This is a genomic window from Kitasatospora sp. HUAS MG31 (assembly GCF_040571325.1).
Classification (GTDB): Bacteria; Actinomycetota; Actinomycetes; order Streptomycetales; family Streptomycetaceae; genus Kitasatospora; species Kitasatospora camelliae.
Map to the genome: position 1 here is coordinate 2,140,704 of NZ_CP159872.1, position 24,366 is coordinate 2,165,069.

Genomic DNA, 24,366 nt, shown 5'->3' on the forward strand with positions numbered 1-24,366 from the left:
CGGGGCCCGCGGCACGGCGCCCGGGTACGGAGCCGTGCCCGGGCGGCCATAGGATCGGCTGCCATGGCACGGATCGTCATCATCGGCGCAGGAATGAGCGGGCTCGCGGCGGCCTCCCGGCTGGCCACCCTCGGGCACCGGGTGACGGTCTGCGAGGCGGACGGCACGTACGGCGGCATGGTCGGCCGGGTGGAGCGGGACGGGTTCGCCTTCGACACCGGACCGACCCTGCTCACCCTGCCCGCGGTCTACCGGGACCTGGCGCTGAAGACCGGCCGGGAGCCGCTGGAGGAGCTGGTCGACCTGGCCCCGCTCGCCCCGGAGAGCCGGCACGTGTTCCCGGACGGCACCGAGGCGGTGCTGCCCAACGCCTCCCGCGGCGGCGTGGCCCAGGCCCTGGACGCGGCCTTCGGCGCCGGCTCGGGCGAGCGCTGGGGCGAGGTGACCAACCGCGGCCGGACGGTCTGGGAGGCCACCCGGCGGCCGCTGCTGGAGGAGCCGCTGCCGGCCGAGCCGCTGGAGGACCCGTACCCGCGCCCGGCCCGCCGCGGGCTGTCCCGCTGGCTGCCGCGCACCCGGTACACCCTGGCCGACGTCGCCCGGCGGGAGCTCGGCGGCCACCCCGGCATGACGGCGCTGCTGGCCGAGTACGCGCTGCGCCACGGGCTGACCCTGGACGCGCCGGCCGGCGCCACGGTGCTGCCGTACATGGAGCAGTCCTTCGGCGTCTGGTCCGTGCGGGGCGGCATCCGGGCGCTGGCCGAGGCGGTGTACCGGCGGTGCGAGCAGCGCGGGGTGGAGTTCCGGTTCGGCACGGCGGTGACCGAGATCGTGGTCGAGGGCGGACGGGCCCGCGGGGTGCTGACGGCGGACGGGCGGATCGACGCCGACCTGGTGCTCTCCTCCTCGGACCGGCCGGGCCTGGGCCTGCCGGAGCCGTCCCGGGAGCCGGGCCGGATCGCGGTGCTGCTGGCGCTGCGCGGCGGCCGCCCGGCGGGCACGGCGCACCGCACGGTGGTGCACGCCGCGGACCTGGCCCGTCAGGAGCGGGCGCTCGCCGAGGAGGTGCCGCCGCTGCGGCCGACCGTGCAGGTGCTGCGGCCGGACGACTCCTCGCTGGTCCCGGACGAGGACCACGAGGCGGTCACCCTGCACGTCACGGTGCCCGGCGGCGGCGAGCGGGGAACCGGCGGTGACGCGGCCTACGCCGACCACCTGCTGGACCACCTGGCGGCGGCCGGGATCGACCTGCGCGAGCGGGTGCTCTGGCGCGAGGTCCGCCGCACCGACGCGGTACCGGTGCCCTCGCTGGCGGGCGGGCGGATCAACCCGCCGAACGACTCCGGGGTGCCCGGCCTGTACCTGATCGGCGGCGGCGCCCACCCCGGCGGGGGGCTGGCCCGGGTCGGGATGTCGGCCTGCATCACCGCGGGCCTGATCGGCCCCGCGTAGGGAGCGGCCCGGTCAGGCCTGCTGCTGGTAGCCCCAGGACTGCTGCTGCGGCTGCTGCTGCTGCCCGTAGCCGTAGGGGTCCTGTTGCTGCTGGTACTGCTGCTGGTAGGCCCACTGCGCCTGCTGGGCCTGCTGGGCCGCGTACGGGTCCTGGTACTGCGGCTGGGCGTAGGGGTCCTGGTACACCGGCTGCCCGTAGGCGTCGTAGGCGACCTGCTGGTACACCGGCTGCCCGTAGGCGTCGTACGCCACCTGCTGGTAGACCGGCTGCTGCGGCACGGCCTGCTGCTGGTCCTGCTGGTAGTACGGCGCCGGCTGCTCGGTGTAGACACCGTCCTGGGCCAGCTCCTCGACCGCCTCGTAGGAGGTGGCCGGAACCTCCTCGGCCTCGATCGGGCCGACCTCGCCGACCTGGGGGAGGAACTCCTCCTCGTCGTCGGCGGTGCCGTCGGTGGCGGCGTTGAGCAGCGGCACCTTCTCCAGCGGCCCGGGCAGCCGGCCGTCCGCCTTGCGCAGGGACCAGCCCACCGTCCGCCCGCGCTTCACCGAGAGGGTGACGAAGGTCTGGCCGACGGCGAAGGCGGCCGCGCCGGCGCCTATCACCAGCACCGAGGCCAGCCGCATGCCGGCCACCACGCAGAGGAAGCCGATCAGCGCGACGGCCCGCCACAGCAGCGCGGCGCGGCTCTGCAGCAGCAGCTCGGCGAGCAGCCAGAGCGCCACCACGGCCAGGGCGGCGTACAGCAGCAGGTACCCGATGCCCATCCCGCCACCTTCCAGTCACCTACCGCGCGGTTTGCGGGCGACTGTACAGGCTCCGGGCGCGGGGCACCGCATCCCCGACGGCCCCGGTCCTCAGCGCTGGTGCAGACCCAGGTTCTGGTAGATCTCCAGGGTCGAGGTGGAGTGGTTGAGCGTGATGAAGTGCAGGCCCGGCGCGCCCTCGGCGAGCAGTCGCTCCGACATCGCGGTGGCGTGCTCGATGCCCACCGCCCGGACCGCCTCGGGGTCGTCGGCGACGGCCTCGAAGCGGCTCTTCAGCTCGGGCGGGAAGTCCGAGCCGGAGAGCTGCGGGAAGCGCTCCAGCTGCTTGATGTTGGTGACCGGCATGATCTCCGGGATGATCGGCGTGGCACAGCCCGCCGCCTCGACCCGGTCGCGCAGCCGCAGGTAGTCCTCGACCTCGAAGAACATCTGCGTGATCGCGTAGTCGGCGCCGGCCCGGCACTTGGCGACGAAGTGCCGGATGTCCTCGTCCCAGTCCTCCGACCGCGGGTGCATCTGCGGGAAGGCGGCGACGCCCACGCAGAAGTCGCCGATGCTGCGGATCAGCTCGACCAGCTCGTACGCGTAGGTGACCCCCTCGGGGTGGCGCACCCACGCGCCCATCGGGTCGCCGGGCGGGTCGCCGCGGACCGCGAGCACGTTGCGCACGCCCTGGTCGGCGTACTGGCCGATGATGTTGCGCAGTTCGGCGACCGAGTGGTCGACGGCGGTGAGGTGGGCGACCGGGGTCAGCGTGGTCTCGGTGGCGATCCGGCCCACCAGGTTGACCGTCCGGCCGCGCGAGGAGCCGCCGGCGCCGTAGGTCATGCAGACGAAGTTCGGGTCCAGTGCCTCGACCCGGCGGATCGCGTCCCAGAGCCTGCGCTCGGCCGCCTCGCTGCGCGGGGGCATGAACTCGAACGAGAACGAACGATCGCCGGCCGCCAGCAGCTCACGCACCGTCTGTGCGTGGTCGGTCCTGGTGGAGGGAATGCCGAGAGCCATGGTGGCAGACTAGCGGCCGGGCGACCGGCGGGACCAAACGATGTCCACCGAATGAGACACCCGACGAGACGGTCGGAACGGCCAGATTCCGGGCCTTTTCCGATCCCCGATAGGCTGATTGTCAGCCAATCGATCCGGAGTCCCACCGTGCCCTCGTCCACCAGCCTGCCGACCAACCCCATCGACGCGGAGGCCGTGCGCGACCGCGTCAACGCCGCCCTCGCCGCGTTCATGGACGGCCAGGAGGCCCTGCTCGCCGGCATCTCCCCGCAGCTCGGCCCGGTCGCCGAGGCACTCCGCGACTTCCTGCTCGACGGCGGCAAGCGCCTGCGCCCCGCCTTCTGCTACTGGGGCTGGCGCGGGGCCGGCGGCGCGGCCGACGACCCCGGCATCGAGCGGGCCGCCGCCGCCCTGGAGCTCCTCCAGGCCAGCGCGCTGGTGCACGACGACCTGATGGACCGCAGCGACACCCGGCGCGGCCTGCCCTCGGTGCACCGCCGGTTCGAGGCCCTGCACCGGGACAGCGGCTGGCGCGGCGACCGCGAGCAGTACGGCGCCTCCGCCGCGGTGCTGCTCGGCGACCTGCTGCTGATCTGGTGCGACGAACTCTTCCAGGGCTCCGGGCTGGACCCGGCCGCCGTCCGGGCCGCCAAGCCCGCCTTCGACCTGATGCGCACCGAGGTCATGCTCGGCCAGTACCTGGACGTCCTGGAGCCGGTCGCCGGCGACTCCGCCGACCCGGCCGCCCTCGACCGGGCGCAGACCGTCCTGCACTACAAGTCCGCGAAGTACACCATCGAGCGGCCGCTGCAGGTCGGCGCCCTGCTCGCCGGGGCCGGACCGGAACTGGTGGACGCGTACGCGGCCTTCGGCCTGCCGCTCGGCGAGGCCTTCCAGCTCCGCGACGACCTGCTCGGCGTGTTCGGCGACCCCGCGGTCACCGGCAAGCCGGCCGGCGACGACCTCCGCGAGGGCAAGCGGACCCTGCTGATCGCCCACGCGATGCGGGGCCTGCCGGCGGCCGACGTCCGGCACCTCGACGAGCGGCTCGGCGCGCCGGACCTCGCCCCGCGGGAAGTGGCGCAGCTGCGGGAGCTGGTGGAGCGGAGCGGGGCCGCCGAGCTGGTGGAGCAGCGGATCGACGCGCTGATGCACGACGCGCTCACCGCCCTCGACAAGGCCCCCCTCGCCGCCGGCCCGGCCCGCCCCGTCCTCCTCGCCCTCGCCGAAGCAGCCACCGTCCGCAAGTACTGACCGCCCCGGGGAGCACACCCAACCGGGCAAGCACAACAGGGGCGCGGGGAACTGCGCGAAACGGAAGGCGGCCCAGGGTTCGATCGGGGCACCGCCGGCCAGTTGCCGCCCGTGCCGTCCCCCCGCGCGCAGTTCTCCCCCAGCCTGGCGGCCGGGAGGTGCCCCCACACGCCCCTGACGGGGCACCCCAGCACGCGACCTAGGCCGTGTTTTAGAGGGCGTCGAAGGTGCGTCTGGTTGGCCGTCCTGGAAAGCTTCGGGCGGCCAGCCAGAGGATGAGGTCGCGGGCGATCGTGCCGATGCTGGTCTCGGTGACGACGTCATGTTCGCGACGACTCGCGTCGCGGCGGACGATCTCGTATCCGCCCTCGTCGAGGACGGCGACCGAGGCGTACCAGACCGGGTCGTCCTCGTCGGGCTGGATGACGACGAACGTGTTGTCGGTGTCGTTGAGGTCGTCGACCAGCATGAAGATGGCGTCCTCGGACGGGTCGTCGATGTGGTCGCCGTTCTCGCTGTCGGCGCAGTAGTAGGTAGCGGCCATCGGTCTCTCCCCTTGTGCGACGGCCCGCTCCGGGCTCGCGGCCAGCATGGCACGGGCGCCCGACACGTCGGGTCTCACAGCCACTGGTTGATCGCGGCGACGAGGACGGCCGCCTGGAAGCGGACGGCAAGTTTGTCGAACCGGGTGGCCACCGCCCGGTGCTGCTTCAGCCGGTTGATGCCGCACTCGACAGCATGGCGGGCCTTGTAGTCCTCGCGGTCGAAACGGGGCGGACGTCCACCGCTCGCGCCCCGCCGCTTGCGGTTGCGGACCTGGTCGGCCGGCTCCGGGATGGTGCACCGGATGCCGCGTCGACGCAGGTAGGCCCGGTTCGCCTTGGACGAGTACGCCTTGTCGCCCCGCACCCGAAGCGGGCGGGTGCGGGGTCGGCCCGGGCTGGTTCTGGGCACCCGGATCGCTTCGAGCACCGCCTCGAACTGCGGCGAGTCGCCGCGCTGGCCGCCTGTGACGAGCAAGGACAGCGGTCTTTGGAGTTGCTCGCACGCCAGATGGATCTTGGTCGTGAAGCCGCCCCGCGACCGGCCCAGTCCGTGGTCCGCGGGCTCCTCGCCCACGCCGCCCGGCGGTTCCTTCTGAGCGGCCCCGTCCCGCCGGGCACCCGCGGCGTGCTGGTGGGCCCGGCAGATCGTGGAGTCGACGTTCACCTCCCAGACGATCACCCCTGCCGCATCGGCCCTCGCCTGCAGAGCGGCCAGGATCTGTTGCCAGACACCTTGTCGTTGCCAGCGACGGAACAACCCGTAGATCGTCTGCCAGGGACCGTACTCCGGCGGAACGTCCCGCCACGGAGCACCAGTCCGCACCCGCCACCGAACCCCGTCGACCAGCCTGCGGCGCGACCTCGCCGGACGTCCCACGCCGGCAACCGGCAACAACGGCTCCAGCACAGCCCACTGGTCATCCGACAGATCCCCACGCCCCATCCGAGGAGCCTGGCATCAAGCCGGATGACCTTCCAAAACACGTCCTAGAGCGGTACCGCCCGGATGCGGCGGGCGAGTTCGGCTGCCGCTGCGCCGGGGTCGTCGGCGGCGGTGATGGCACGGACCACCACCACCCGGCGGGCGCCGGCGTCCAGCACCTGGTCCAGGTTCCCCAGGTCGATCCCGCCGATGGCGAACCACGGACGGTCCGTCACCGCCGCGGCGGCGTACGAGACCAGGCCGAGCCCGGGCGCGTGACGGCCGGGCTTGGTGGGGGTGGGCCAGACCGGCCCGGTGCAGAAGTAGTCGACGCCGGGCTCGGCGATCGCCGCGTCCACCTCGGACTCGGCGTGGCAGGACCGTCCGATCACCACGCCGTCCCCGAGGATCGCCCGGGCGGCCGGCACCGGCAGGTCGTCCTGCCCGAGGTGCAGCACCTGCGGCCGGGCGGCGTGGGCCACGTCCGCCCGGTCGTTGACCGAGAAGAGCCTGCCGTGCCGGCGGGCGGCGTCGGCGAAGACCTCCAGGTACTCCAGCTCCTGCCTGGCCTCCAGCCCCTTGTCGCGGAGCTGGACGACGTCCACGCCGTTCGCGAGCACGGCGTCCAGGAACTCGGGCAGGTCGCCCTGCTCGCGGCGCGCGTCGGTGCACAGGTACAGCCGGGCGTCGGCGAGCAGGGCGCGGGGGTCGGCCGTCACAGGGCCAGGGCCTGGGCGCGGCGCTTCACCTCGGTGCCGCGGTTCTCCCGCAGCGCCTGGATCGGGCTGCCGGGCAGCGACGGGTCCTCGGTGAACATCCACTCCAGGATCTCCTCGTCGGAGAACCCGCAGTCCCGCAGGACCGTCAGGGTGCCGACGAGGTGCTTCACCGGGCCGTCGGCGTCGATGAAGTCGGCGGGCACCTGGAGCGACCGGTTCTCGCCACGGCGGACGGCCAGCAGGGTGCCGGCCTTCACCATGCTGCGGACCTCGGTGACCAGCACACCCCACTGCTCGGAGATGTCCGGCAGGTACATCCAGGCGGGGACAAGGGCGTCAATCTTGGGATCGATCTCACTCACGGCACCAGGCTCTCACAGAGCGGGCGCCGGGCCGTGCCGGACCACGACCCGGACCGTCCGGAACGCCCGGACCACCCCGGCCCCGGCGGGCCTCAGCGGGCCGCGGACTTCAGCGGCACCGCCGGGTCGGCGGCGAGTTCGCGGTCCAGCGGGGTGCCGCGCTCGATCAGGCGGCGGGCCTGGTTGAGGTCCCGCGGCCGGTCCACGGTGAGCGCCGCGACCGGCGCGCCGCCGCTCAGCCACAGCACCGCCCAGGAGGCGTCCTGCGGGCTGCCGCGCCACAGCACCTCCTCGGCGTCGGCGTGCCGCCCGGCGTACTGCACCATCCGTCCGAACTGCTCGGACCAGAAGTACGGCACCGGGTCGTACGGGGTCGGGGCCCCGAGCAGCGAGGCCGCCACGGCCCCGCCGGACTGCAGCGCGTGGTCCCAGTGCTGGACGGTCAGCCGCACGCCCGCGCGGGCCGAGGGGTAGGACACGCAGTCGCCGGCCGCCCAGACCCCGGGCAGCGAGGTACGCAGCCGCTCGTCCACCAGGATCGCGCCGCGCGCGTCCAGCTCGACGCCGCCGGCCAGCCAGCCGGTCGCCGGGCGGGCGCCGATGCCGACCACCACCTCGTCCGCGGCCAGCCGGGTGCCGTCGGCGAGCAGCACGGCCCCCGGCTCCACCCCGGCCACGCCGGCCCCCAGCCGCAGCTCGACCCCGGCCGCCGCGTACCAGTCGGCCATCAGCGCGCCCAGCTCCGGCGGCAGCGCCCCGGCCAGCGGAGCGGGCCCGGCCTCCACCACGGTGACCCGGCAGCCGAGTTCGCGGGCCACGGTCGCCGTCTCGGCGCCGATCCAGCCCGCGCCGACCAGCACCACGGACCGTCCGGCGGTGAGCAGCGCGCGGAGCGCCATCGCGTCGTCCAGCGTCCGCAGCACGTGCGCCCCGGCCGCGCCCGGCAGGGCCAGCGGCTCGGCGCCGGTGGCGATCACCAGCCCGTCGTACGGCAGCTCGCCGGCGTCGGTGTGCAGCACCCCGCGCTCCAGGCCGGTGGCCCGCCGGCCGGGCAGCAGCTCGATGCCCAGGTGCTCCCAGTCCACGTCGAAGGCGGTGGAGTCGGCCTTGCCGAGCAGCACGTCCTTGGAGAGCGGAGGCCGGTCGTACGGGCGGTGCGGTTCCTCGCCGACCAGGGCGATCCTGCCCTCCCAGCCGCCCTGCCGCAGGCCCAGCGCGGCCTGCGCACCGGCCATCCCGGCCCCGACGACGACGACCCTGTCCGTTCTGTTCAGCTCGACCACGCCCGCCACCCTATCGAGCCCGGTGTCCACCCTGTGTACGCGCCTTCAGCCCGCTCGGGCCCCGGCGTTATGGTGGGGGCACACCTCCACGGGAGCCCGGCGCACCGGGCTGAGAGGCGGGCTGGAGCGGCCTGCGACCGTCCGAACCTGATCCGGGTCATGCCGGCGAAGGGAGAAGAAGCGACGTTGACACGCATCGACAGCGGCGTCCGCACCGATGTGCTGGTGATCGGCGGCGGCGTCATCGGCCTGGCCGTGGCCTGGCGGACGGCCCAGCGCGGCCCGTCGGTGGTCGTGGTCGACCCGCGGCACGGCGGCGGCGCCGTCCAGGTCGCCGCGGGCATGCTCGCCCCGGTCACCGAGCTCCAGTACGGCGAGGAGCCGCTGCTGCGCCTCGGCATGGCCTCCAACGCGCGGTACGCGGAGTTCGCCGCCGAGCTGACCGAGCTGACCGGCCTGGACACCGGCTACCGGCAGACCGGCACGCTGGCCGTCGCGCTGGACTCCGACGACCGCGAGGAGCTGCGCGAGCTGCACGCCTTCCACCGGCGGCTCGGCCTCGACTCGCACTGGCTGACCGGCCGCGAGTGCCGGAAGCTGGAGCCCATGCTCGCCCCGGGCGTCCGCGGCGGCCTCCACGTCACCGACGACCACCAGGTCGACGGCCGGCGCCTGTCCGAGGCCCTGGTGCTCGCCTGCGAGAAGTCGGGCGTCGGGCTGCACCGCGCCGAGGCCGTCGAGCTGCTGGTCGAGGACGGCCGGGCGGTCGGCGCCCGCCTCTCCACCGGCGAGGAGCTGTTCGCCGACACCGTCGTGCTCGCCGCCGGCTCCCGCAGCCACCTGCTGCCCGGCCTCCCCGCGGGGGTGCTGCCGGCGATCCGCCCGGTCAAGGGCCAGGTGCTGCGGCTGCGCATCCCGCCGGTGTACGCGCCGTTCCTCTCCCGCAACGTCCGGGCCGTGGTCCGCGGACAGCACGTCTACCTGGTGCCGCGGGCCGACGGCGAACTGGTCGTCGGCGCCACCACCGAGGAGCAGGGCTACGACACCGAGGTCACCGCGGGCGGCGTGTACGAGCTGCTCCGCGACGCCCACGAACTGGTGCCCGGCATCACCGAGTTGCCGCTGGTGGAGACCAACGCGGGCCTGCGGCCCGGCTCCCCGGACAACGCCCCGCTGCTCGGCCCCACCGCCCTGCCCCACCTGGTCGCCGCCACCGGGCACTACCGCAACGGGGTGCTGCTCACCCCGGTGACCGGCGACCTGCTGGCCGAGTACCTGACCACCGGGACCGTTCCCGGACTCGCCGCCCCCTTCTCCCCCGACCGCTTCGCACCCAGGGCCTCCGCATGAACCAGATCTCACTGACCGTCAACGGCGAGCCGCGCGCGCTGCCGGCCGCGACCACCCTCGCCGAGGTGGTCGCCCAGCTCAGCCGCGCCGCCGCCGGGGTGGCCGCCGCGCTCAACGAGGCCGTGGTGCCGCGGGGTTCGTGGTCCGAGACCGAACTCCACGACGGCGACCGGGTCGAGATCCTCACCGCCGTCCAGGGAGGCTGACCATGGCCGACGACCTCCTCACCATCGCGGGCACCACCTTCACCTCCCGGCTCATCATGGGCACCGGCGGCGCACCCAGCCTGGACGTCCTGGAGCAGGCCCTGCGGGTCTCCGGCACCGAGCTGACCACCGTGGCCATGCGCCGGGTGAACGCCTCCACCCAGGGCTCGGTGCTGGACGTGCTCACCCGCAACGGCATCCGGGTGCTGCCCAACACCGCCGGCTGCTTCACCGCCGGCGAGGCCGTGCTGACCGCCCGGCTGGCCCGCGAGGCGCTCGGTACCGACTGGGTCAAGCTGGAGGTCATCGCCGACGAGCGGACCCTGCTGCCCGACCCGATCGAACTCCTCGACGCCGCCGAGACCCTGGTGGACGACGGGTTCACCGTGCTGCCGTACACCAATGACGACCCGGTGCTGGCACGGAAGCTGGAGGACGTCGGCTGCGCCGCGATCATGCCGCTGGGCTCGCCGATCGGCTCCGGGCTCGGCATCCGCAACCCGCACAACTTCCAGCTGATCGTGGAGAGTGCGGGCGTCCCGGTGGTCCTGGACGCCGGGGCGGGCACCGCCTCGGACGTGGCGCTGGCGATGGAGCTCGGGTGCTCGGCGGTGATGCTGGCCTCGGCGGTGACGCGGGCTCAGGACCCGGTGCTGATGGCCGACGCGATGCGGCGCGCCACCGAGGCCGGCCGCCTCGCGTACCGGGCGGGCCGCATCCCCAAGCGGTTCCACGCCGAGGCCTCGTCCACGATGGCCGGCCGCGCCACCCTCGCCGCCCTCGACACCCGCGAACACCCGGCGTTCTAGCGGCGCCCGCCCCGCGCGCCCGGGGTTCCCGCCTGCCGATTCACCCCTGCCCCCTGGGGGTTCCCGAGGTGATCAGCCCATACACTCGTCTGGTGGACATGACGCTGGACGACCCCCTGATCGGTGCCCTGCTCGACGGCCGGTACCGGGTGGACCAGCGCATCGCCGTCGGCGGCATGGCCACCGTCTACCGCGGCACCGACACCCGCCTCGACCGCGTGCTCGCCCTCAAGGTGATGCACCCGTCCCTGGCGGGCGACGCCGAGTTCACCGCCCGTTTCATCCGCGAGGCCAAGGCGGTCGCCCGCCTCACCCATCCCAACGTGGTCAACGTCTTCGACCAGGGCGCCGACCCGCGCGGGGTGTTCCTGGCGATGGAGTACGTCCCCGGCCGGACGCTGCGCGACCTGCTCAGGGACCGCGGCGCCCTGTCGGTCCGCGCCGCCCTGGACATCGTCGAGCCGGTGCTGGCCGCCCTCGGCGCCGCCCACCGCGCGGACCTGGTGCACCGGGACGTGAAGCCGGAGAACGTGCTGATCACCGACGGCGGCCTGGTGAAGGTCGCCGACTTCGGCCTGGTCCGGCTGCTGTCCGGCGCGGACACCGGGGTGACCACGAGCACCGCCTCCGGCTCCCTGCTCGGCACGGTCTCGTACCTGGCGCCCGAGCAGATCAGCCGGCAGGGCCCGACCGACCAGCGGGTGGACGTCTACGCGGCGGGCATCCTGCTGTACGAGATGCTGACCGGCGTCAAGCCGCACACCGGCGACAACCCGGCCCAGGTGCTGTACCTGCACCTGAACGAGGACGTCCCGCCGCCGTCGCTGGTCGCCCCGGCGGTCGGCCCGGAGCTGGACGCGATCGTGGCCGCGGCGACCGCCCGCGACCCGCAGGCCCGGCCGTGGGACGCGGTGGAGCTGCTGGCGGCCCTGCAGCGGGCCCGCCGCGCCCTGACCCCGGATCAGCTGGACGCCGAGCCGCCCGCCTCCACCCGGCCGACCCCGCGGTACTCGCCCGGCGAGGTGACCAGCGTGATCGGCCCGCCGGTGGAGCCGACCAGCGTGCTGGAAGTCCCGCCGGACCTGCTGCCCCCGGTCCGGCCGCCGGTGGACGAGCCGTCGGTCGCCCGGCGCCGGGCCCGGCAGCCGCGGCGGCAGCTCCCCCGCAAGCCGCTGATCTGGACCGCGGTGGCGGCGGTGCTGCTCACCGTGGTCGGCGCGGTCACCTACACGCTGTCCAGCGCGGTGTACGCGACGGTGCCCGCCGTGCTGGGGCAGAGCCGGGCCCAGGCCACGGCCACCCTGGACCGCTCCGGGCTGAACGCGGTCTTCACCGAGCAGTTCAGCGAGACGGTGGAGACCGGTCAGGTGATCTCCACCGATCCGGCCGTCGGGCAGGAGGTCCGCAAGAGCGACGCGGTGAAGGTGGTGCTGTCCAGGGGCCCGGAGCGGATCGCCGTGCCGGAGCTGGCCGGCAAGCCGCTGGAGGCCGCCCGCAAGGCGCTCGCCGACGCCCGGCTGACGCCCGGCGCGGTCAGCGAGGTGTTCAACGACAGCGTGGCGCGGGGCTCGGTGGTGTCCAGCTCGCCCGCCGTCGGCGGCCAGGTGGCGGTGAACTCCCCGGTGGCCCTGGTGGTCAGCAAGGGCATGGTGCCGGTGCCGAACGTGGTCGGCCTGGGCAAGGACGAGGCGACCAAGGCGCTCACCGACGCCGGTTTCAAGGTGCAGACCAGCGGTATCAACCTGTTCGGCACCGGCAAGGTCGCCACCCAGACCCCGGCGGCCGGCCAGCCCAGCCCCCAGGGCACCACGGTGACCATCGGCTTCAACCTGTTCTGACCCGCCGTGGTCCGACCCGCCCTGGTCCGACCCGCCCTGTTCTGGCCCGACCGCCGGGTGGTCCGGTCGGCTTCCGACCCGCCCGCCCGCCCGGCGGCGGGGCGACCGGCCGGTCGGCCTCAGCGCAGCGGCCCGTCCCCGGGCTCCTCCTGGTACGAGTACCGCTGCTCCGACCACGGGTCGGCGAGGTTGTGGTAGCCGCGCTCCTCCCAGAAGCCGCGCCGGTCGGCCCGCATGTACTCGACCGCGCGCACCCACTTGGGGCCCTTCCAGGCGTACAGCCGGGGCACCACCAGGCGGACCGGGAAGCCGTGCTCCAGGGTGAGCGGCTCGCCGTTGTGGTGGGTGGCGAAGACGGTGCCGGGGTCGGCGAAGTCGGCCAGCCGGAGGTTGGCGCTGTAGCCGTACTCCGCCCAGACCATCACATGGGTGACGTCGGGGGCGGGCGGCACCAGGTCGAGGACGGTCTTGGCGGCGATGCCGCCCCACTCGTTGCCGAGCATGGAGAACTTGGTGACACAGTGGAAGTCGCCGCGGACGGTGACGTGGGGCAGGGCGTGGAAGGCCGGGAAGTCCCAGCTGTGCTTCTCGGCCGAGGCGGTGGCGCCGAACACCTGGAAGTCCCAGCTCTGCGGCTTGAAGCGGGGCACCGGACCGTAGTGCAGCACCGGCCAGCCGCGCTGGAGCCGCTGACCCGGGGGGAGCCTCGGGTCAGACGGCTGAGGCTGTTCCGGTTCGTGCTGACCCATGGCTCCATGGTGACAGACGGCGGGCGTCCTGCCGCGCGCGCCCCTGACGCACCCCGTGCGGGGAGAACCGTGAGGAGAACACATCCCGCGAGATACGACAATCGGACAATCCAACCCAAGTCCGGGTAAGTGTGAACTTACTGGAACTCTCACCCGTATCGGTGCCACGATTCCCTCGAGTGACGCATGGGTCACACAAGGAGCAGGGAGGCACATCCGCATGAAGGGCGACCCCGAGGTCATCGAGTTCCTCAACGAGCAGCTCACCGCCGAGCTCACCGCCATCAACCAGTACTTCCTGCACGCGAAGATGCAGGAGAACAACGGCTGGACGAAGCTCGCGAAGTACACCCGGCACGAGTCCTTCGACGAGATGAAGCACGCCGAGACGCTGACCGACCGGATCCTCTTCCTGGACGGCCTCCCCAACTACCAGCGGCTGTTCCACGTCCGGATCGGGCAGACGGTCAAGGAGATGTTCGAGGCGGACCGGCAGATCGAGGTCGAGGCGATCGACCGTCTGCGCCGGGGCATCGTGGTCATGCGCGCCAAGAACGACGTGACCTCGGCCAACATCTTCGAGGACATCCTCGCGGACGAGGAGCACCACATCGACTACCTGGACACCCAGCTGGAGCTGCTGGACAAGCTCGGCGAGGCGCTCTACCTGGCCCAGCTGATCGAGCAGCCGGAGTCCTGAGGCCCCGCTCGGCCGGTCAGGCCGCTTCCAGGGCGGTGCCGGCCACGGCGTCAGCGCCCGGCTCGGCGAGCCCGAGCCTGGCCGCCAGCCTGGATGTCGGGCACGGGCGGGCACCGTGCTCCCCCAGCAGCGCCTGGATCCGCCGCACGCAGGAGCCGCAGTCGGTCCCGGCCTTGCAGCCCTTGGCTATCTGGCGCGGAGTGACGGCGCCGCCGTCGATCTCCTGCTTCACCTGGGCCTCGGTGACCGCATGACACATGCACACGTACATCGGCGGTTCTCCCGGGGTGGTGCTGGTGCGGGTGGTGCTCGTGCTCTTGATCGGCAAGGCTTGCCTTACCTCACTAAGCCTTACCTTACCCGGCCTACCGGGCATGAAAAAGCCCCTCCGCCCCGGATGACCCGGAAAGCGGAGGGGTCTTTGTCACATTGCGATCATCGCGGCCGCCGGACTCGGCTCAGTGGCTGCGGTACATCTCGGCCACGAGGAACGCCAGGTCTAGCGACTGGCTGCGGTTGAGCCGCGGGTCGCAGGCCGTCTCGTAGCGCTGGTGCAGGTCGTCGACCATCACCTCGTCGCCGCCGCCGACGCACTCGGTGACGTCGTCACCGGTGAGCTCGACGTGGATGCCGCCCGGGTGGGTGCCGAGCGCGTTGTGCACCTCGAAGAAGCCCTTGACCTCGTCGAGCACGTCGTCGAAGCTCCGGGTCTTGTGCCCGCTGGAGGCCTCGAAGGTGTTGCCGTGCATCGGGTCGCAGATCCACACGACCTGGGCACCGGAGGCGGTGACCTTCTCCACCAGCCCGGGCAGGTGGTCGCGGATCTTGCCCGCGCCCATCCGGGTGATGAAGGTGAGCCGGCCGGGCTCGCGGTCCGGGTCCAGCCTGTCGATCAGGGTGAGCGCCTCGTCGACCGTGGTGGTCGGGCCGAGCTTCACACCGATCGGGTTGCGGATCCTGGACGCGAACTCGATGTGCGCGTGGTCCAGCTGCCGGGTCCGCTCGCCGATCCAGACCATGTGGCCGGAGACGTCGTACAGGTCGCCGGTCCGCGAGTCGGTGCGGGTCAGCGCCGTCTCGTAGTCCAGGATCAGCGCCTCGTGCGAGGAGTAGAACTCGACCGTCTTGAACTCCTCCGGGGCCACCCCGCAGGCGTTCATGAAGGCCAGTGCCTGGTCGATCTCCCGGGCCAGCTGCTCGTACCGCTGGCCGGCCGGCGAGTTGCGCACGAAGTCCTGGTTCCAGGCGTGCACCTGGCGCAGGTCGGCGTAGCCACCGGTGGTGAAGGCACGCACCAGGTTGAGCGTCGCGGCGGAGGCGTTGTACATCCGCTTGAGGCGCTCCGGGTCCGGGATCCGGGACTCGGGGGTGAACTCGAAGCCGTTCACCGAGTCGCCGCGGTAGACCGGCAGGGTCACGCCGTCCCGGGTCTCGGTGTTCTTCGAGCGCGGCTTGGAATACTGGCCGGCGATGCGGCCGACCTTCACGACCGGCACCGAGGCGGCGTACGTCAGCACGGCGGCCATCTGCAGCAGGGTCTTGAGCTTGTTCCGGATGTGCTCGGCGGACACGCCGTCGAACGCCTCGGCACAGTCGCCGCCCTGCAGCAGGAAGGCCTCACCACGTGCGACGGCACCGAGCCGGGCGCGCAGCTGGTCGCACTCGCCGGCGAAGACGAGGGGCGGATACGAGGCGAGGTCCGCAAGCGTCTTGCGCAGAGCCTCTTGGTCCGGCCATTCAGGCTGCTGCGCCGCGGGCAGGGACTGCCAGGAGTGGTTTGTCACGGTCACAACGCCAAGGCTACGGGGTGTGACAAGCGAATTGGCGCACCCGCCCGATGGGTGAGACGCCCCGTGGACATTTCGGTGATCGGCCGCAGCCGCCCGGGTCATCCGTTATGGTCGTTCCCGTGAACGCGCCGCACACCTTCTCCTGGTGGTGGGCCTGCCCGATGGGCGGCCCACGGATCGCGCGTCCCTGACGACGACACGACGGCCGCCCCTCGGGGGGCGGCCGTCGGCGTGTCGAGAGTCACCACGGCCCCTCCCGGAAGCGGATCAGCCCCGCAGACCTCCCGGAAGGAAGCCGTACCCGTGACCAGTCCCGCCGCCCTCCTCGCCCGGCTCAGCGCCCCCGGCGCCCCCGCCTTCGCCCTGCTGCACCGGCGCGCCCCGCGGCTCGCCCCGGACACCGTCGAGGTGCTGGTCGGCACCGTCGGCGCGTACGACACCCTGGCCGACCTGCCGGTCCGCGCCGGGGTCCCGGCCGGCGGACCCCGCCACGACCTGCTCGCCCTGGTTCCGTACGCGCAGATCCGCGAGCGCGGCTTCGAGGCCCACCAGGACGGCACCCCGCTGCAGGCGCTGGCGGTGGAGGAGAGTCACGCGCTGCCGCTGGCCGAGGTGCTGGCCGCGCTGCCGACGGCGCCGGTCCGACTGCGCGGGGGCGCCTTCGACATCGACGACGAGGAGTACGCCGGGATCGTCCGCCGGGTGATCGAGGAGGAGATCGGCCGCGGCGAGGGCGCCAACTTCGTGATCCGCCGCGACTTCCGGGCCACCCTGGAGAACTTCGACACGGCCACCGCGCTCGCCCTGTTCCGGCGGCTGCTGGAGCAGGAGCGCGGCGCGTACTGGACCTTCCTGGTGCACACCGGCGAGCGGATCCTGGTCGGCGCCTCCCCGGAGGTCCACGTCCGGCAGTCCGGCGGCACGGTGGTGATGAACCCGATCTCCGGCACCTACCGCCATCCGGCCGGCGGGCCCACCGTCGAGTCGCTGCTGGAGTTCCTGCACGACCCCAAGGAGCTGGAGGAGCTCACCATGGTGGTCGACGAGGAACTCAAGATGATGTGCACCGTGGGCGACCTCGGCGGGCAGGTGCTCGGCCCGCGGCTCAAGGAGATGTCCCACCTCGCGCACACCGAGTACGAGCTGCGCGGGCGCACCTCCCTGGACGTCCGCGAGGTGCTGCGGGAGACCATGTTCGCGGCCACCGTCACCGGCAGCCCGGTGCAGAACGCCACCCGCGTGATCAAGCGGTACGAGGGCAGCGGGCGCGGCTACTACTCGGGCGCGCTGGCGCTGATCGGGCGCGGCGCCAGCGGCGGGCAGCAGCTGGACTCGCCGATCTGCATCCGGGCCGCGGACATCGACCCGGCCACCGGCGATCTGGTGGTCCGGGTCGGGGCCACCCTGGTGCGGCACTCCGACCCGTACTCGGAGGTCGCCGAGACCCACGCCAAGGCCGCCGGGGTGCTCGCCGCGATCGGCGCCCGCCCGGCGGCGAGCGCCCGGCCCTCCCACGAGGGCGGGCCCCGGCTGGCGGACGACCACCGGGTGCAGGCCGCGCTGGACGGCCGCCGGGCCAACCTGGCGCCGTTCTGGCTGCGGATGCAGCAGCCGAGCACGGCGGTGGAGGGGCTGGACACCCTGGTGGTGGACGGCGAGGACACCTTCACCTCGATGCTGGCGCACCTGCTCACCTCGCTCGGGCACCGGGTGCGGGTGCTGCGGTACGACACGCCCGGGCTGCGGGAGCTGGCGGCGGCGCACCGCGGGCCGCTGGTGCTCGGCCCCGGGCCGGGCGACCCGGCCGACCCGGCGGACGCCAAGATGGCCGTGCTGCGGCCGATCGTCGCCGACGCCCTGGCCGCCGCCCGCTCCGGCGCCCGGACGGCGCCGCTGCTCGCGGTCTGCCTCTCCCACCAGCTGCTGAGCGCGCAGCTCGGCCTGCCGCTGGCCCGCAAGGCCGTCCCGTACCAGGGGGCGCAGGAGACCGTGGACCTGTTCGGCACCCGGCGGACGGTCGGGTTCTACAACACCTTCACCGCCCGCTGCACCGACGCCGACACCGCCCGGCTGGCCGCCGAGGGCGTCGAGGTGGCCCGCGACCCGCGGACCGGCGACGTACACGCCCTGCGCGGCCCCGGCTTCGCCTCCCTGCAGTTCCACCCCGAGTCCGTCCTCACCCGCGAGGGCGTGGACATCGTCGCCGCCCTCCTCCACCCGGAGGCGGCCCCCGTCTCCTGAACCCCGCCCCCGCGCGCTCGCCCGGACCAGGGCCCTGCCACGATCGCTCGTGTCGGGGCCCTGTGCGTGGTGTCCGTGCGGCCCGGTCAGGCCTTGGCGGGGATGGAGTACGGCCGGTTCCGGGCCGCGACCGGGGGTGACTGGTAGGTGAGCGAGACGCAGGCCTTGCCGTCGAACAGGGCCGGGGCGAGCCTGGTGCCCGCGAGTCGCTCGGTGGGCTTCCGGGCGTCGACCAGGAAGTCGATTCAGGTGCTCCAGAACAGCGCCCGGCCGCCCAGGAACGGGATCTGCGGCGCCAGCCCGTACCCGCCCTTGGGCACCTCCCAGGGAGTGGCCACCGCGGTGGTCATCAGCGGCTGGTGGACCGGGTCGAGGTTCTGGACGTGCTCCGGCAGCAGGAACGGGCCCTTCTCCAACAGCAGGCCCCTGAAGCCCCGTTGGAGCAGCCGGTGGACCACCGCACAGCCGACCGCGCCGCCGCCGACCACCACCGCGTCACAGGTGTCCCGGCGGCAGTCCGCGAGCGTCCTGAGGTACCGCTGCGCCACCGGCCCGCCCCGGGCGCGGCGGGCGTGGGAACGGGCCCGGCTGGCAGCTGTCCGGCCAGGTCCAGCTGGGTCAGCCCGGTGGATACGGTTGAAGTTCCAGCCCAGCGAGCGAGTCAACGGATAGTCAGCCTACAAACCTTCACTCGGACGCCAGAAACGGCATATGAGCATCAGAGATCGTCGTCCAGGCCCTGCTCGATGGCGTAGCGGACGAGTTCCACCCGGTTGTGGAGCTGGAGCTTGCCGAGGGTGTTCTGGACGTGGTTCTGGACGGTGCGGTGGGAGAGGACCAGGCGGTCGGCGATCTGACGGTACGACAGGCCCTTGGCGACCAGCCGGAGGACCTCGGTCTCGCGCGGGGTGAGCTGCGGGGCGGCGGGGGCCGCCGCGGGGGCGGGCTCGGTGGCCAGCCGGCGGAACTCGCCGAGGACCAGGCCGGCCAGACCCGGGGTGAAGACCGGGTCGCCGAGGGCGGTGCGGCGGACGGCGTCGATCAGCTCCTCGCGGCCCGCCGACTTGATCAGGTACCCGGTGGCGCCGGACTTCACCGCCTCCAGCACGTCGGCGTGCTCCCCGCTGGCCGAGAGCACCAGCACCCGCGCGGTCGGGTCGTGGGTCACCACCTGGCGGCAGACCTCGACCCCGGGCAGCGCGGGCAGGTTGAGGTCGAGCACCACCACCTGCGGGGTGCAGGCGCGGGCCCGGCGGACCGCCTCGGCGCCGTCCCCGGCGGTGGCCACCACGTCGAACCCGGCCTCGGCCAGGTCCCGGGAGACCGCGTCCCGCCACATCGGGTGGTCGTCGACCACCATGACCGTCACCCGGTCCGCCATCAGCTCCCGCCCTTCGGTACCCGCAGTTCCACCTCGACGCCCTCCCCGGGCACCGAGTACAGCTCGGCCGTCCCGCCGAGGTCCCGCAGCCGTCCGCGGATCGACTGGGACACCCCCAGCCGCCCGGCCGCCTCCGCCTCGCCGAGCCGCCCGGCCGGGAAGCCCGGGCCGTCGTCCCGGACCGAGACGGTGACCGCCTCCGGCTCGTCCTCGACGAGGATCCAGGCCCGGGCCTGCTCGCCCGCGTGCCGGCGCACGTTGTCCACGGCGGCCCCGACCGCGGCGGCCAGCTCGCCCGCCACCGGCCCGGGCAGCAGCACCGGCGTCCCCGGCGCCGCCACGGTGATCCGCTCGTCCGCGTACCGGGCGACCAGCTGCCGCAGGTCCGACTCCGCCGGCTCCTCCCCGGCGTCCGTCGGCGCGGTGCGCTGACCGGGCAGCGCGCTCCACGGGCCGACTCCGCCGGCCACCGGGCCGCCGGTCATCAGCGTCCGCAGCGCCCGTTCCTGCTCCCCGGCGAGCCGCGCCAGCTCCCCGCCGTCCGCGCCCTGCCGCTGGACCAGGGCCAGCACCTGCAGCACCCCGTCGTGGATGTCCCGGGACAGTCGCTCCCGCTCCCGGGTCGCGGCCTCCACCTGGAGCGCCCGGGTGAGCACCGCCTCACTGGCCCGGGCCAGCTCGACCACGTACCCGATGGCGCAGCCGGCCACGAACAGCAGCACGATGTTGTGGACGTTGTCCGAGGTCAGCCCGCCGTGGCCGATGATGTTGGCGACGCCGATCACGGTCGCCGCACCCGCCGCGGGCCGCCAGCCGCCCTTGGCGGCGAAGCCCAGCACGGTGCCCGCGGCCCAGATGGTCGGCAGGGTGGGCGCACCGGCGGCCACCCGCGCGGGCTGGTCGACGATCCCGCTCATCACGATGCCGGTGAGGCTGAACGCCAGGTCGGTGCCGAGCACGTACCAGGTGCAGCGCAGCGGGCCGGCGAACGCCCGGGCGCTGGCCAGCGTCCAGAGGATCAGCGCGCCGAAGTAGATCCAGCCGGAGACCGGGTGGAGGAAGTCCATGAAGGACTTGAAGTAGCGGAGCACCGCGTACGCCAGGGCGAGCACCCGGAAGTACGAGATGGCCCGCCACAGCGGCATCTCCACCGACATCCCGCCGGCCGTGAGCGTGCCGGAGGTGCGCCGCACCACGGCGGCGGCGTGGTCCGCCATCTCCCCACCCTTCGGACCGGGCCGACCCCTCGGCCCGGGACCCACCGCGAACCTACTGGGCTCCGCCGTCCTTGCCGGCCGGGCCGTCCTGCTCCGCCGCGCCGTCCTTCTCGGCCTGCGCGTCCTTCTCCGCCTGCTCGGCGGCGGCCTTCTCCGCCTGGGCGGCCTTCTCGGCCTGCTCCGCCTGCTCGGCCGCGAGCTTCTCGGCCTTCTGCTGGGCCTTCAGCTCCGCCGCCTCCGCCTTCTGCTGGGCCTTGCGCTCGGCGTCGGCCCGCTTCTTGTCCTCGGAGATCTGCCGCTTGGCGGCGGTCGCGTAGATGTCGACGTACTCCTGGCCGGACAGCCGCATGATCTCGTACATCACCTCGTCCGTCACCGAACGCAGGATGAAGCGGTCGTTCTCCATGCCGTGGTAGCGGGAGAAGTCCAGCGGGCGGCCGATCCGGATGCCGGGCCGGATGCCGAAGTTGGGGACGACCTGGCCGGGCGGCTGCACCTTCTCGGTGTCGATCATCGCGACCGGGATCACCGGCGCGCCGGTGGCCAGCGCCACGCGCGCCAGACCGCCGACCTTGCCGCGGTAGAGCTTGCCGTCGGGCGAGCGGGTGCCCTCGGGGTACACGCCGAACAGCTCGCCCTGCTCCAGCACCGCGATCGCGCTGCGGATCGCCGCCTCGCCCGCGCCGCGCACGCCCGAGCGGTCCACCGGGAGCTGGCCGACGCCCTTGAAGAACGCCGCGGTCAGCTTGCCCTTGAGCCCGGGGGTGTTGAAGTACTCGGCCTTGGCGATGAAGGTGACCCGGCGCTTGATCAGCGCGGGGAAGAAGAAGGAGTCCGAGAAGGACAGGTGGTTGCTCGCGATGATCGCGGGACCGCTGTCGGGGATGTTCTCCTCGCCCTCGATCCACGGCCGGAAGAAGATCCGCAGCAACGGCGCGACGATCATCTTCATCAGTCGGTAGAACAACCCGGGCCTCCTGTTGTGCGGACCGGTCGATCCTAATGCCCACCGGTTCGGCGGCGTGCACCGGCGGGGCCGCCGTCCCGCTCCGCGGACCCTGTACGGGCCCCGGGCGCCCGTGGGACGATGCGCCCGCACCCCAGTGCTTCCCGCGAAGGAGCCCGCTGATGCGCCTGCTGCCCGGTGCCGAGCCCTACCGCCACCAGGGCGGGTCGGTCGGTGTCCTCCTGATCCACGGCTTCACCGGCTCGCCCCAGTCGCTCCGCCCCTGGGCCGAGCACCTCGCGAACGCCGGCCTGACGGTCTCGCTGCCGCTGCTGCCGGGCCACGGCACCCGCTGGCAGGACCTCCAGCTCACCCGCTGGGAGGACTGGTACGCCGAGGCCGAGCGCGCCTTCCAGGAGCTCGCCGAGGAGTGCGAGCAGGTCTTCGTCCTCGCCCTGTCGATGGGCGGCGCGCTGGCGCTCCGGCTGGCCGCCCGGCACGGCGACCGGGTCGCCGGCCTGGTCCTGGTGAACCCGTCCGTCCGCTCGGACAACCCGGCCACCGTGCTGCTCCCGGTGCTGCGCCACCTCGTCCCCAGCGTCCGCGGGATCGCCGACGACATCGCCAGGCCCGGTTCCACGGAACTCGGCTACGACCGCACCCCGCTGCACGCCGCCTGGTCGCTGAGCCGGCTGTGGCGCACCGTCCAGGCCGAGCTGCCGGCCGTCACCCAGCCCGTCCTGCTGCTGCGCAGCCCGCAGGACCACGTGGTCTCCGCGGCCAACTCGGAACTGGTGCTCGCCCGGATATCCTCGACGGACGTGACCGAGCTGCTGCTGGAACAGAGCTACCACGTCGCGACGTTGGACAACGATGCCGGGCTGATCTTCGGGGCGAGCCTCGACTTCGTCCGGCGGCTGGCGCCGCTGGCGTCCGTCGAAGCCGAGAACCACACGGGCTGAAGGGCCGGCAGTGCACGAGACCGACAGGACGGGCGGCGACGAGGAGCTGCCCGGCGACGGCACCGCGAAGAGCGGGCCGACCGACCAGCAGGGGGCGGCTCCCGCGCGCCGTCCCTCCGCGGGCAGCCAGGCCGAGCAGGACGCGATCTTCGCGGAACTGGTGGCCCGGTTCGACGATCCGGTGGACCTGACCGACCCGGAGTGGCCGGAGGTGGAGAACCTCCGGGCGCAGACCGAGCGGTCCGGGCACGACGAGGGCGGCCGGACGGCTCCCGAGGACGGGCTCGCCGATCTCGCCCCGCAGCCCCGGCCGCGGCCGAACGGGCCGATCGGCGGCCAGGTGGGCGGTCCGGCCGCCGGTCCGCGCGACTACGAGCTCACCGAGGACCCGGACGAGGGCCACTTCGTCCCGCCGGAGCCGCCGCCGCTGCCCCCGGCCGACACCGCCGCCAAGTTCGCCTGGCTGGCCGTGCTCGGCGGTCCCTCGCTGCTGCTGTTCGACGCCGTGGTCTGGCACGAGGTGGCCGGCTGGCCGGCCTGGGTCGGCATGATCGCCTTCCTCGGCGGCATCGCCACCCTGGTCGCCCGGATGAAGGACCGCGACGAGGACGAACCCGAGGACCCGAACGGCGGCGCCGTCGTCTGACGCCGTCCTCCATCGGGTACCGGCCGCCGTCAGGTACCGGGCAGGCGCAGCCGGGCCCGGTACTTGGCGAGCTTGGCGAGGGCGAACACCACCGCCGCCGAGCAGCCGACCGCCGCCCACGCCGGCAGCAGGACGGAGGCCGGCACCAGCACCACCGCGACCAGCGCCAGGGCGGGCACGTACCAGCGCAGCACCATCCCGGGCGGGTCGCCGAACCGCAGCGAGATCGCCGCGTTGGCGGTGTAGAACGCCAGCACGCCGCCGCACAGCGCCCACCGGGCGCCCGGCGGCAGGTGGTGCTCGGGGTGGTCCACGGCGGTCCCGAGCGCCGCCGCGATCACCGTGATGCCGGAGACCAGCACGAACGGCAGGTACATCACGCTGTCCCGCATCGCCCGGATGGCCCGGCTCTCCTGGGCCCGCCCGAGCCCGCGGCTCGCCCCCGTCGTCCCCCACAGGAAGAAGACCATCGCCAGCTCGGCGACCACCAGGAAGCCCAGCAGCGCGGTCGCCCCGGACGGTCCGGTGAAGTGGTCGGTGAACGCGACCACCAGGGTGAACACGCTCTCGCCGAGCACGATCACCACGAACAGGCTGATCCGCTCCACCAGGTGGTCGATCGACAGCTCGTCGTAGAGCTCCCACCCGGCGCCGGTGGATGCCATCAGCAGGACGACCTCCACCCCGATCGCCAGCCCCCACAGCACGAACCGCCCGGGGTTGGGGACGGCCGCCGACACCGCCCAGATCCCGCCCGTCACCAGGCAGTACGAGACGGGCCGCCACACCGGCAGCGCGTTGTCCGGCCGCCTGGCCCGGCCGTACCAGAGCCCGAAGGCCGCGAAGCGCACCCACGCCGCGCCCAGCGCGTAGGCCCACGCCCGGCTGTGCAGGCCCTCCGGCGCGGCGGCCGCCATCAGGCCGAGGCCCGGCATCGCCGCGACCAGCATCCCCTGCACCCGGGGCCCCGCCGACCCGAAGACGTTCACCGTGAGCATCAGGTTGACCCAGGCCCACCACGCCGGGAAGAACAGCACCAGGAACGTCCCGAAGGCCGCCGCGTCCGGATCCCCGTGCAGCCCGCGCGCCAGCACCGCCACGGTCACCACGAACACCAGGTCGAAGAACAGCTCGAACCATCCGGCCCGATGCTCCTCCGCCTCCGCACCCGCCTCGCTCATCCCCCCACTCTGCGGCACGCCTGGGGCCCGTCGCACCCGGCCG

Annotated in this window: 25 protein-coding genes and 1 riboswitch; of the genes, 10 read left to right on the plus strand and 15 right to left on the minus strand. The window is 73.5% G+C overall.

Annotated elements, in window-relative coordinates:
* Window positions 1–63 precede the first annotated feature (63 nt).
* Window positions 64–1,452 (plus strand): phytoene desaturase family protein, encoded by a 1,389-nt coding sequence (locus ABWK59_RS09885; RefSeq protein WP_354639688.1) that lies wholly within the window; start codon window positions 64–66, stop codon window positions 1,450–1,452.
* Window positions 1,453–1,464: 12 nt separating this feature from the next.
* Here the strand turns inward: ABWK59_RS09885 and ABWK59_RS09890 are convergent, their stop codons facing one another.
* Together ABWK59_RS09890 and metF are read right to left on the minus strand one after the other, a co-directional pair.
* Window positions 1,465–2,217 carry a hypothetical protein gene (locus tag ABWK59_RS09890; RefSeq protein ID WP_354639690.1) on the minus strand — a complete coding sequence of 251 codons (753 nt, stop codon included), beginning with the start codon at window positions 2,215–2,217 and terminating at the stop codon, window positions 1,465–1,467.
* Window positions 2,218–2,307: 90 nt separating this feature from the next.
* Window positions 2,308–3,222 carry a methylenetetrahydrofolate reductase [NAD(P)H] gene (gene metF, locus ABWK59_RS09895; protein WP_354639692.1) on the minus strand — a complete coding sequence of 305 codons (915 nt, stop codon included), beginning with the start codon at window positions 3,220–3,222 and terminating at the stop codon, window positions 2,308–2,310.
* Window positions 3,223–3,369: 147 nt separating this feature from the next.
* On the opposite strand from metF, the gene ABWK59_RS09900 reads away from it, so the two are divergent.
* Window positions 3,370–4,476 (plus strand): polyprenyl synthetase family protein, encoded by a 1,107-nt coding sequence (locus tag ABWK59_RS09900; RefSeq protein WP_354639694.1) that lies wholly within the window; start codon window positions 3,370–3,372, stop codon window positions 4,474–4,476.
* 211 nt (window positions 4,477–4,687) lie between these two features.
* On the opposite strand, the gene ABWK59_RS09905 is transcribed toward ABWK59_RS09900, so the two are convergent.
* From ABWK59_RS09905 to ABWK59_RS09925, 5 genes are all read right to left on the minus strand, one after another.
* Window positions 4,688–5,020, minus strand: a complete 333-nt coding sequence (locus tag ABWK59_RS09905) for a hypothetical protein (RefSeq protein WP_354639696.1) — start codon at window positions 5,018–5,020, stop codon at window positions 4,688–4,690.
* Between the two features lie 74 nt (window positions 5,021–5,094).
* Window positions 5,095–5,964: an IS5 family transposase gene (locus ABWK59_RS09910; RefSeq protein WP_354639698.1), complete on the minus strand. Its 870-nt coding sequence runs from the start codon at window positions 5,962–5,964 to the stop codon at window positions 5,095–5,097.
* Window positions 5,965–6,008: 44 nt separating this feature from the next.
* Entirely contained in the window at window positions 6,009–6,662 is a 654-nt protein-coding gene (thiE, locus tag ABWK59_RS09915) for a thiamine phosphate synthase (RefSeq protein WP_354639699.1), read from the minus strand.
* Window positions 6,659–7,024 (minus strand): Rv2175c family DNA-binding protein, encoded by a 366-nt coding sequence (locus ABWK59_RS09920; RefSeq protein WP_354639701.1) that lies wholly within the window; start codon window positions 7,022–7,024, stop codon window positions 6,659–6,661. Before ABWK59_RS09920 ends, thiE begins: the two co-directional genes overlap by 4 nt.
* 92 nt (window positions 7,025–7,116) lie before the next feature.
* Complete coding sequence (locus ABWK59_RS09925) at window positions 7,117–8,316, minus strand: NAD(P)/FAD-dependent oxidoreductase (protein WP_354644894.1); 1,200 nt, start codon at window positions 8,314–8,316, stop codon at window positions 7,117–7,119.
* Between the two features lie 69 nt (window positions 8,317–8,385).
* A riboswitch (TPP riboswitch) is annotated at window positions 8,386–8,498 on the plus strand.
* On the opposite strand from ABWK59_RS09925, the gene thiO reads away from it, so the two are divergent.
* From thiO to pknB, 4 genes are all read left to right on the plus strand, one after another.
* Complete coding sequence (gene thiO, locus ABWK59_RS09930) at window positions 8,494–9,657, plus strand: glycine oxidase ThiO (RefSeq protein ID WP_354639702.1); 1,164 nt, start codon at window positions 8,494–8,496, stop codon at window positions 9,655–9,657. Its footprint overlaps the riboswitch before it by 5 nt.
* Window positions 9,654–9,863 carry a sulfur carrier protein ThiS gene (gene thiS / locus ABWK59_RS09935; protein WP_354639704.1) on the plus strand — a complete coding sequence of 70 codons (210 nt, stop codon included), beginning with the start codon at window positions 9,654–9,656 and terminating at the stop codon, window positions 9,861–9,863. Before thiO ends, thiS begins: the two co-directional genes overlap by 4 nt.
* Before the next feature lie 2 nt (window positions 9,864–9,865).
* Window positions 9,866–10,672, plus strand: coding sequence for a thiazole synthase (locus tag ABWK59_RS09940; protein WP_354639706.1), 807 nt, complete (start codon window positions 9,866–9,868; stop codon window positions 10,670–10,672).
* A gap of 98 nt (window positions 10,673–10,770) precedes the next feature.
* Window positions 10,771–12,510 (plus strand): Stk1 family PASTA domain-containing Ser/Thr kinase, encoded by a 1,740-nt coding sequence (gene pknB / locus ABWK59_RS09945; protein WP_354644895.1) that lies wholly within the window; start codon window positions 10,771–10,773, stop codon window positions 12,508–12,510.
* 119 nt (window positions 12,511–12,629) lie between these two features.
* Here the strand turns inward: pknB and ABWK59_RS09950 are convergent, their stop codons facing one another.
* The gene (locus tag ABWK59_RS09950; RefSeq protein ID WP_354639708.1) at window positions 12,630–13,259 is read right to left on the minus strand and encodes a sulfite oxidase-like oxidoreductase; all 630 of its coding nucleotides are present in this window, start codon (window positions 13,257–13,259) and stop codon (window positions 12,630–12,632) included.
* A gap of 220 nt (window positions 13,260–13,479) precedes the next feature.
* Between ABWK59_RS09950 and bfr the strand changes: the two genes are divergently transcribed.
* Window positions 13,480–13,959, plus strand: a complete 480-nt coding sequence (gene bfr, locus ABWK59_RS09955; protein ID WP_354639710.1) for a bacterioferritin — start codon at window positions 13,480–13,482, stop codon at window positions 13,957–13,959.
* Window positions 13,960–13,975: 16 nt separating this feature from the next.
* On the opposite strand, the gene ABWK59_RS09960 is transcribed toward bfr, so the two are convergent.
* Both ABWK59_RS09960 and ABWK59_RS09965 read right to left on the minus strand, forming a co-directional pair.
* Entirely contained in the window at window positions 13,976–14,230 is a 255-nt protein-coding gene (locus tag ABWK59_RS09960) for a (2Fe-2S)-binding protein (RefSeq protein WP_354644896.1), read from the minus strand.
* Window positions 14,231–14,417: 187 nt separating this feature from the next.
* Entirely contained in the window at window positions 14,418–15,749 is a 1,332-nt protein-coding gene (locus tag ABWK59_RS09965; protein ID WP_354639712.1) for a class II 3-deoxy-7-phosphoheptulonate synthase, read from the minus strand.
* Window positions 15,750–16,052: 303 nt separating this feature from the next.
* On the opposite strand from ABWK59_RS09965, the gene ABWK59_RS09970 reads away from it, so the two are divergent.
* Window positions 16,053–17,990 carry an anthranilate synthase family protein gene (locus ABWK59_RS09970; protein WP_354639714.1) on the plus strand — a complete coding sequence of 646 codons (1,938 nt, stop codon included), beginning with the start codon at window positions 16,053–16,055 and terminating at the stop codon, window positions 17,988–17,990.
* A gap of 245 nt (window positions 17,991–18,235) precedes the next feature.
* On the opposite strand, the gene ABWK59_RS09975 is transcribed toward ABWK59_RS09970, so the two are convergent.
* From ABWK59_RS09975 to ABWK59_RS09990, 4 genes are all read right to left on the minus strand, one after another.
* Window positions 18,236–18,538 carry an NAD(P)-binding protein gene (locus ABWK59_RS09975; protein ID WP_354639716.1) on the minus strand — a complete coding sequence of 101 codons (303 nt, stop codon included), beginning with the start codon at window positions 18,536–18,538 and terminating at the stop codon, window positions 18,236–18,238.
* A gap of 170 nt (window positions 18,539–18,708) precedes the next feature.
* The gene (locus ABWK59_RS09980) at window positions 18,709–19,371 is read right to left on the minus strand and encodes a response regulator transcription factor (protein ID WP_354639717.1); all 663 of its coding nucleotides are present in this window, start codon (window positions 19,369–19,371) and stop codon (window positions 18,709–18,711) included.
* Entirely contained in the window at window positions 19,371–20,588 is a 1,218-nt protein-coding gene (macS, locus tag ABWK59_RS09985; RefSeq protein ID WP_354639719.1) for a MacS family sensor histidine kinase, read from the minus strand. Before macS ends, ABWK59_RS09980 begins: the two co-directional genes overlap by 1 nt.
* 52 nt (window positions 20,589–20,640) lie before the next feature.
* A complete protein-coding gene (locus ABWK59_RS09990) occupies window positions 20,641–21,540 on the minus strand; it encodes a lysophospholipid acyltransferase family protein (protein WP_354644897.1) in 900 nt (299 codons plus the stop codon).
* 176 nt (window positions 21,541–21,716) lie between these two features.
* Between ABWK59_RS09990 and ABWK59_RS09995 the strand changes: the two genes are divergently transcribed.
* Both ABWK59_RS09995 and ABWK59_RS10000 read left to right on the plus strand, forming a co-directional pair.
* A complete protein-coding gene (locus tag ABWK59_RS09995) occupies window positions 21,717–22,496 on the plus strand; it encodes an alpha/beta hydrolase (RefSeq protein ID WP_354639721.1) in 780 nt (259 codons plus the stop codon).
* A gap of 10 nt (window positions 22,497–22,506) precedes the next feature.
* A complete protein-coding gene (locus ABWK59_RS10000; RefSeq protein WP_354639723.1) occupies window positions 22,507–23,142 on the plus strand; it encodes a hypothetical protein in 636 nt (211 codons plus the stop codon).
* A gap of 29 nt (window positions 23,143–23,171) precedes the next feature.
* On the opposite strand, the gene ABWK59_RS10005 is transcribed toward ABWK59_RS10000, so the two are convergent.
* Window positions 23,172–24,323 (minus strand): low temperature requirement protein A, encoded by a 1,152-nt coding sequence (locus ABWK59_RS10005; RefSeq protein ID WP_354639724.1) that lies wholly within the window; start codon window positions 24,321–24,323, stop codon window positions 23,172–23,174.
* Window positions 24,324–24,366: the final 43 nt, after the last annotated feature.

Bases quoted from the DNA above. Each gene is read 5' to 3' on its own strand.
- macS (WP_354639719.1), bottom strand. From the start codon at position 20,588: ATGGCGGACCACGCCGCCGCCGTGGTGCGGCGCACCTCCGGCACGCTC.
- ABWK59_RS09990 (WP_354644897.1), bottom strand. From the start codon at position 21,540: ATGAAGATGATCGTCGCGCCGTTGCTGCGGATCTTCTTCCGGCCGTGG.
- ABWK59_RS09910 (WP_354639698.1), bottom strand. From the start codon at position 5,964: ATGGGGCGTGGGGATCTGTCGGATGACCAGTGGGCTGTGCTGGAGCCG.
- ABWK59_RS09905 (WP_354639696.1), bottom strand. From the start codon at position 5,020: ATGGCCGCTACCTACTACTGCGCCGACAGCGAGAACGGCGACCACATC.
- ABWK59_RS09885 (WP_354639688.1), top strand. From the start codon at position 64: ATGGCACGGATCGTCATCATCGGCGCAGGAATGAGCGGGCTCGCGGCG.
- metF (WP_354639692.1), bottom strand. From the start codon at position 3,222: ATGGCTCTCGGCATTCCCTCCACCAGGACCGACCACGCACAGACGGTG.
- ABWK59_RS09890 (WP_354639690.1), bottom strand. From the start codon at position 2,217: ATGGGCATCGGGTACCTGCTGCTGTACGCCGCCCTGGCCGTGGTGGCG.
- thiS (WP_354639704.1), top strand. From the start codon at position 9,654: ATGAACCAGATCTCACTGACCGTCAACGGCGAGCCGCGCGCGCTGCCG.
- ABWK59_RS09940 (WP_354639706.1), top strand. From the start codon at position 9,866: ATGGCCGACGACCTCCTCACCATCGCGGGCACCACCTTCACCTCCCGG.
- ABWK59_RS09950 (WP_354639708.1), bottom strand. From the start codon at position 13,259: ATGGGTCAGCACGAACCGGAACAGCCTCAGCCGTCTGACCCGAGGCTC.
- ABWK59_RS09960 (WP_354644896.1), bottom strand. From the start codon at position 14,230: ATGTACGTGTGCATGTGTCATGCGGTCACCGAGGCCCAGGTGAAGCAG.
- ABWK59_RS10005 (WP_354639724.1), bottom strand. From the start codon at position 24,323: ATGAGCGAGGCGGGTGCGGAGGCGGAGGAGCATCGGGCCGGATGGTTC.
- bfr (WP_354639710.1), top strand. From the start codon at position 13,480: ATGAAGGGCGACCCCGAGGTCATCGAGTTCCTCAACGAGCAGCTCACC.
- ABWK59_RS09995 (WP_354639721.1), top strand. From the start codon at position 21,717: ATGCGCCTGCTGCCCGGTGCCGAGCCCTACCGCCACCAGGGCGGGTCG.
- pknB (WP_354644895.1), top strand. From the start codon at position 10,771: ATGACGCTGGACGACCCCCTGATCGGTGCCCTGCTCGACGGCCGGTAC.
- ABWK59_RS09980 (WP_354639717.1), bottom strand. From the start codon at position 19,371: ATGGCGGACCGGGTGACGGTCATGGTGGTCGACGACCACCCGATGTGG.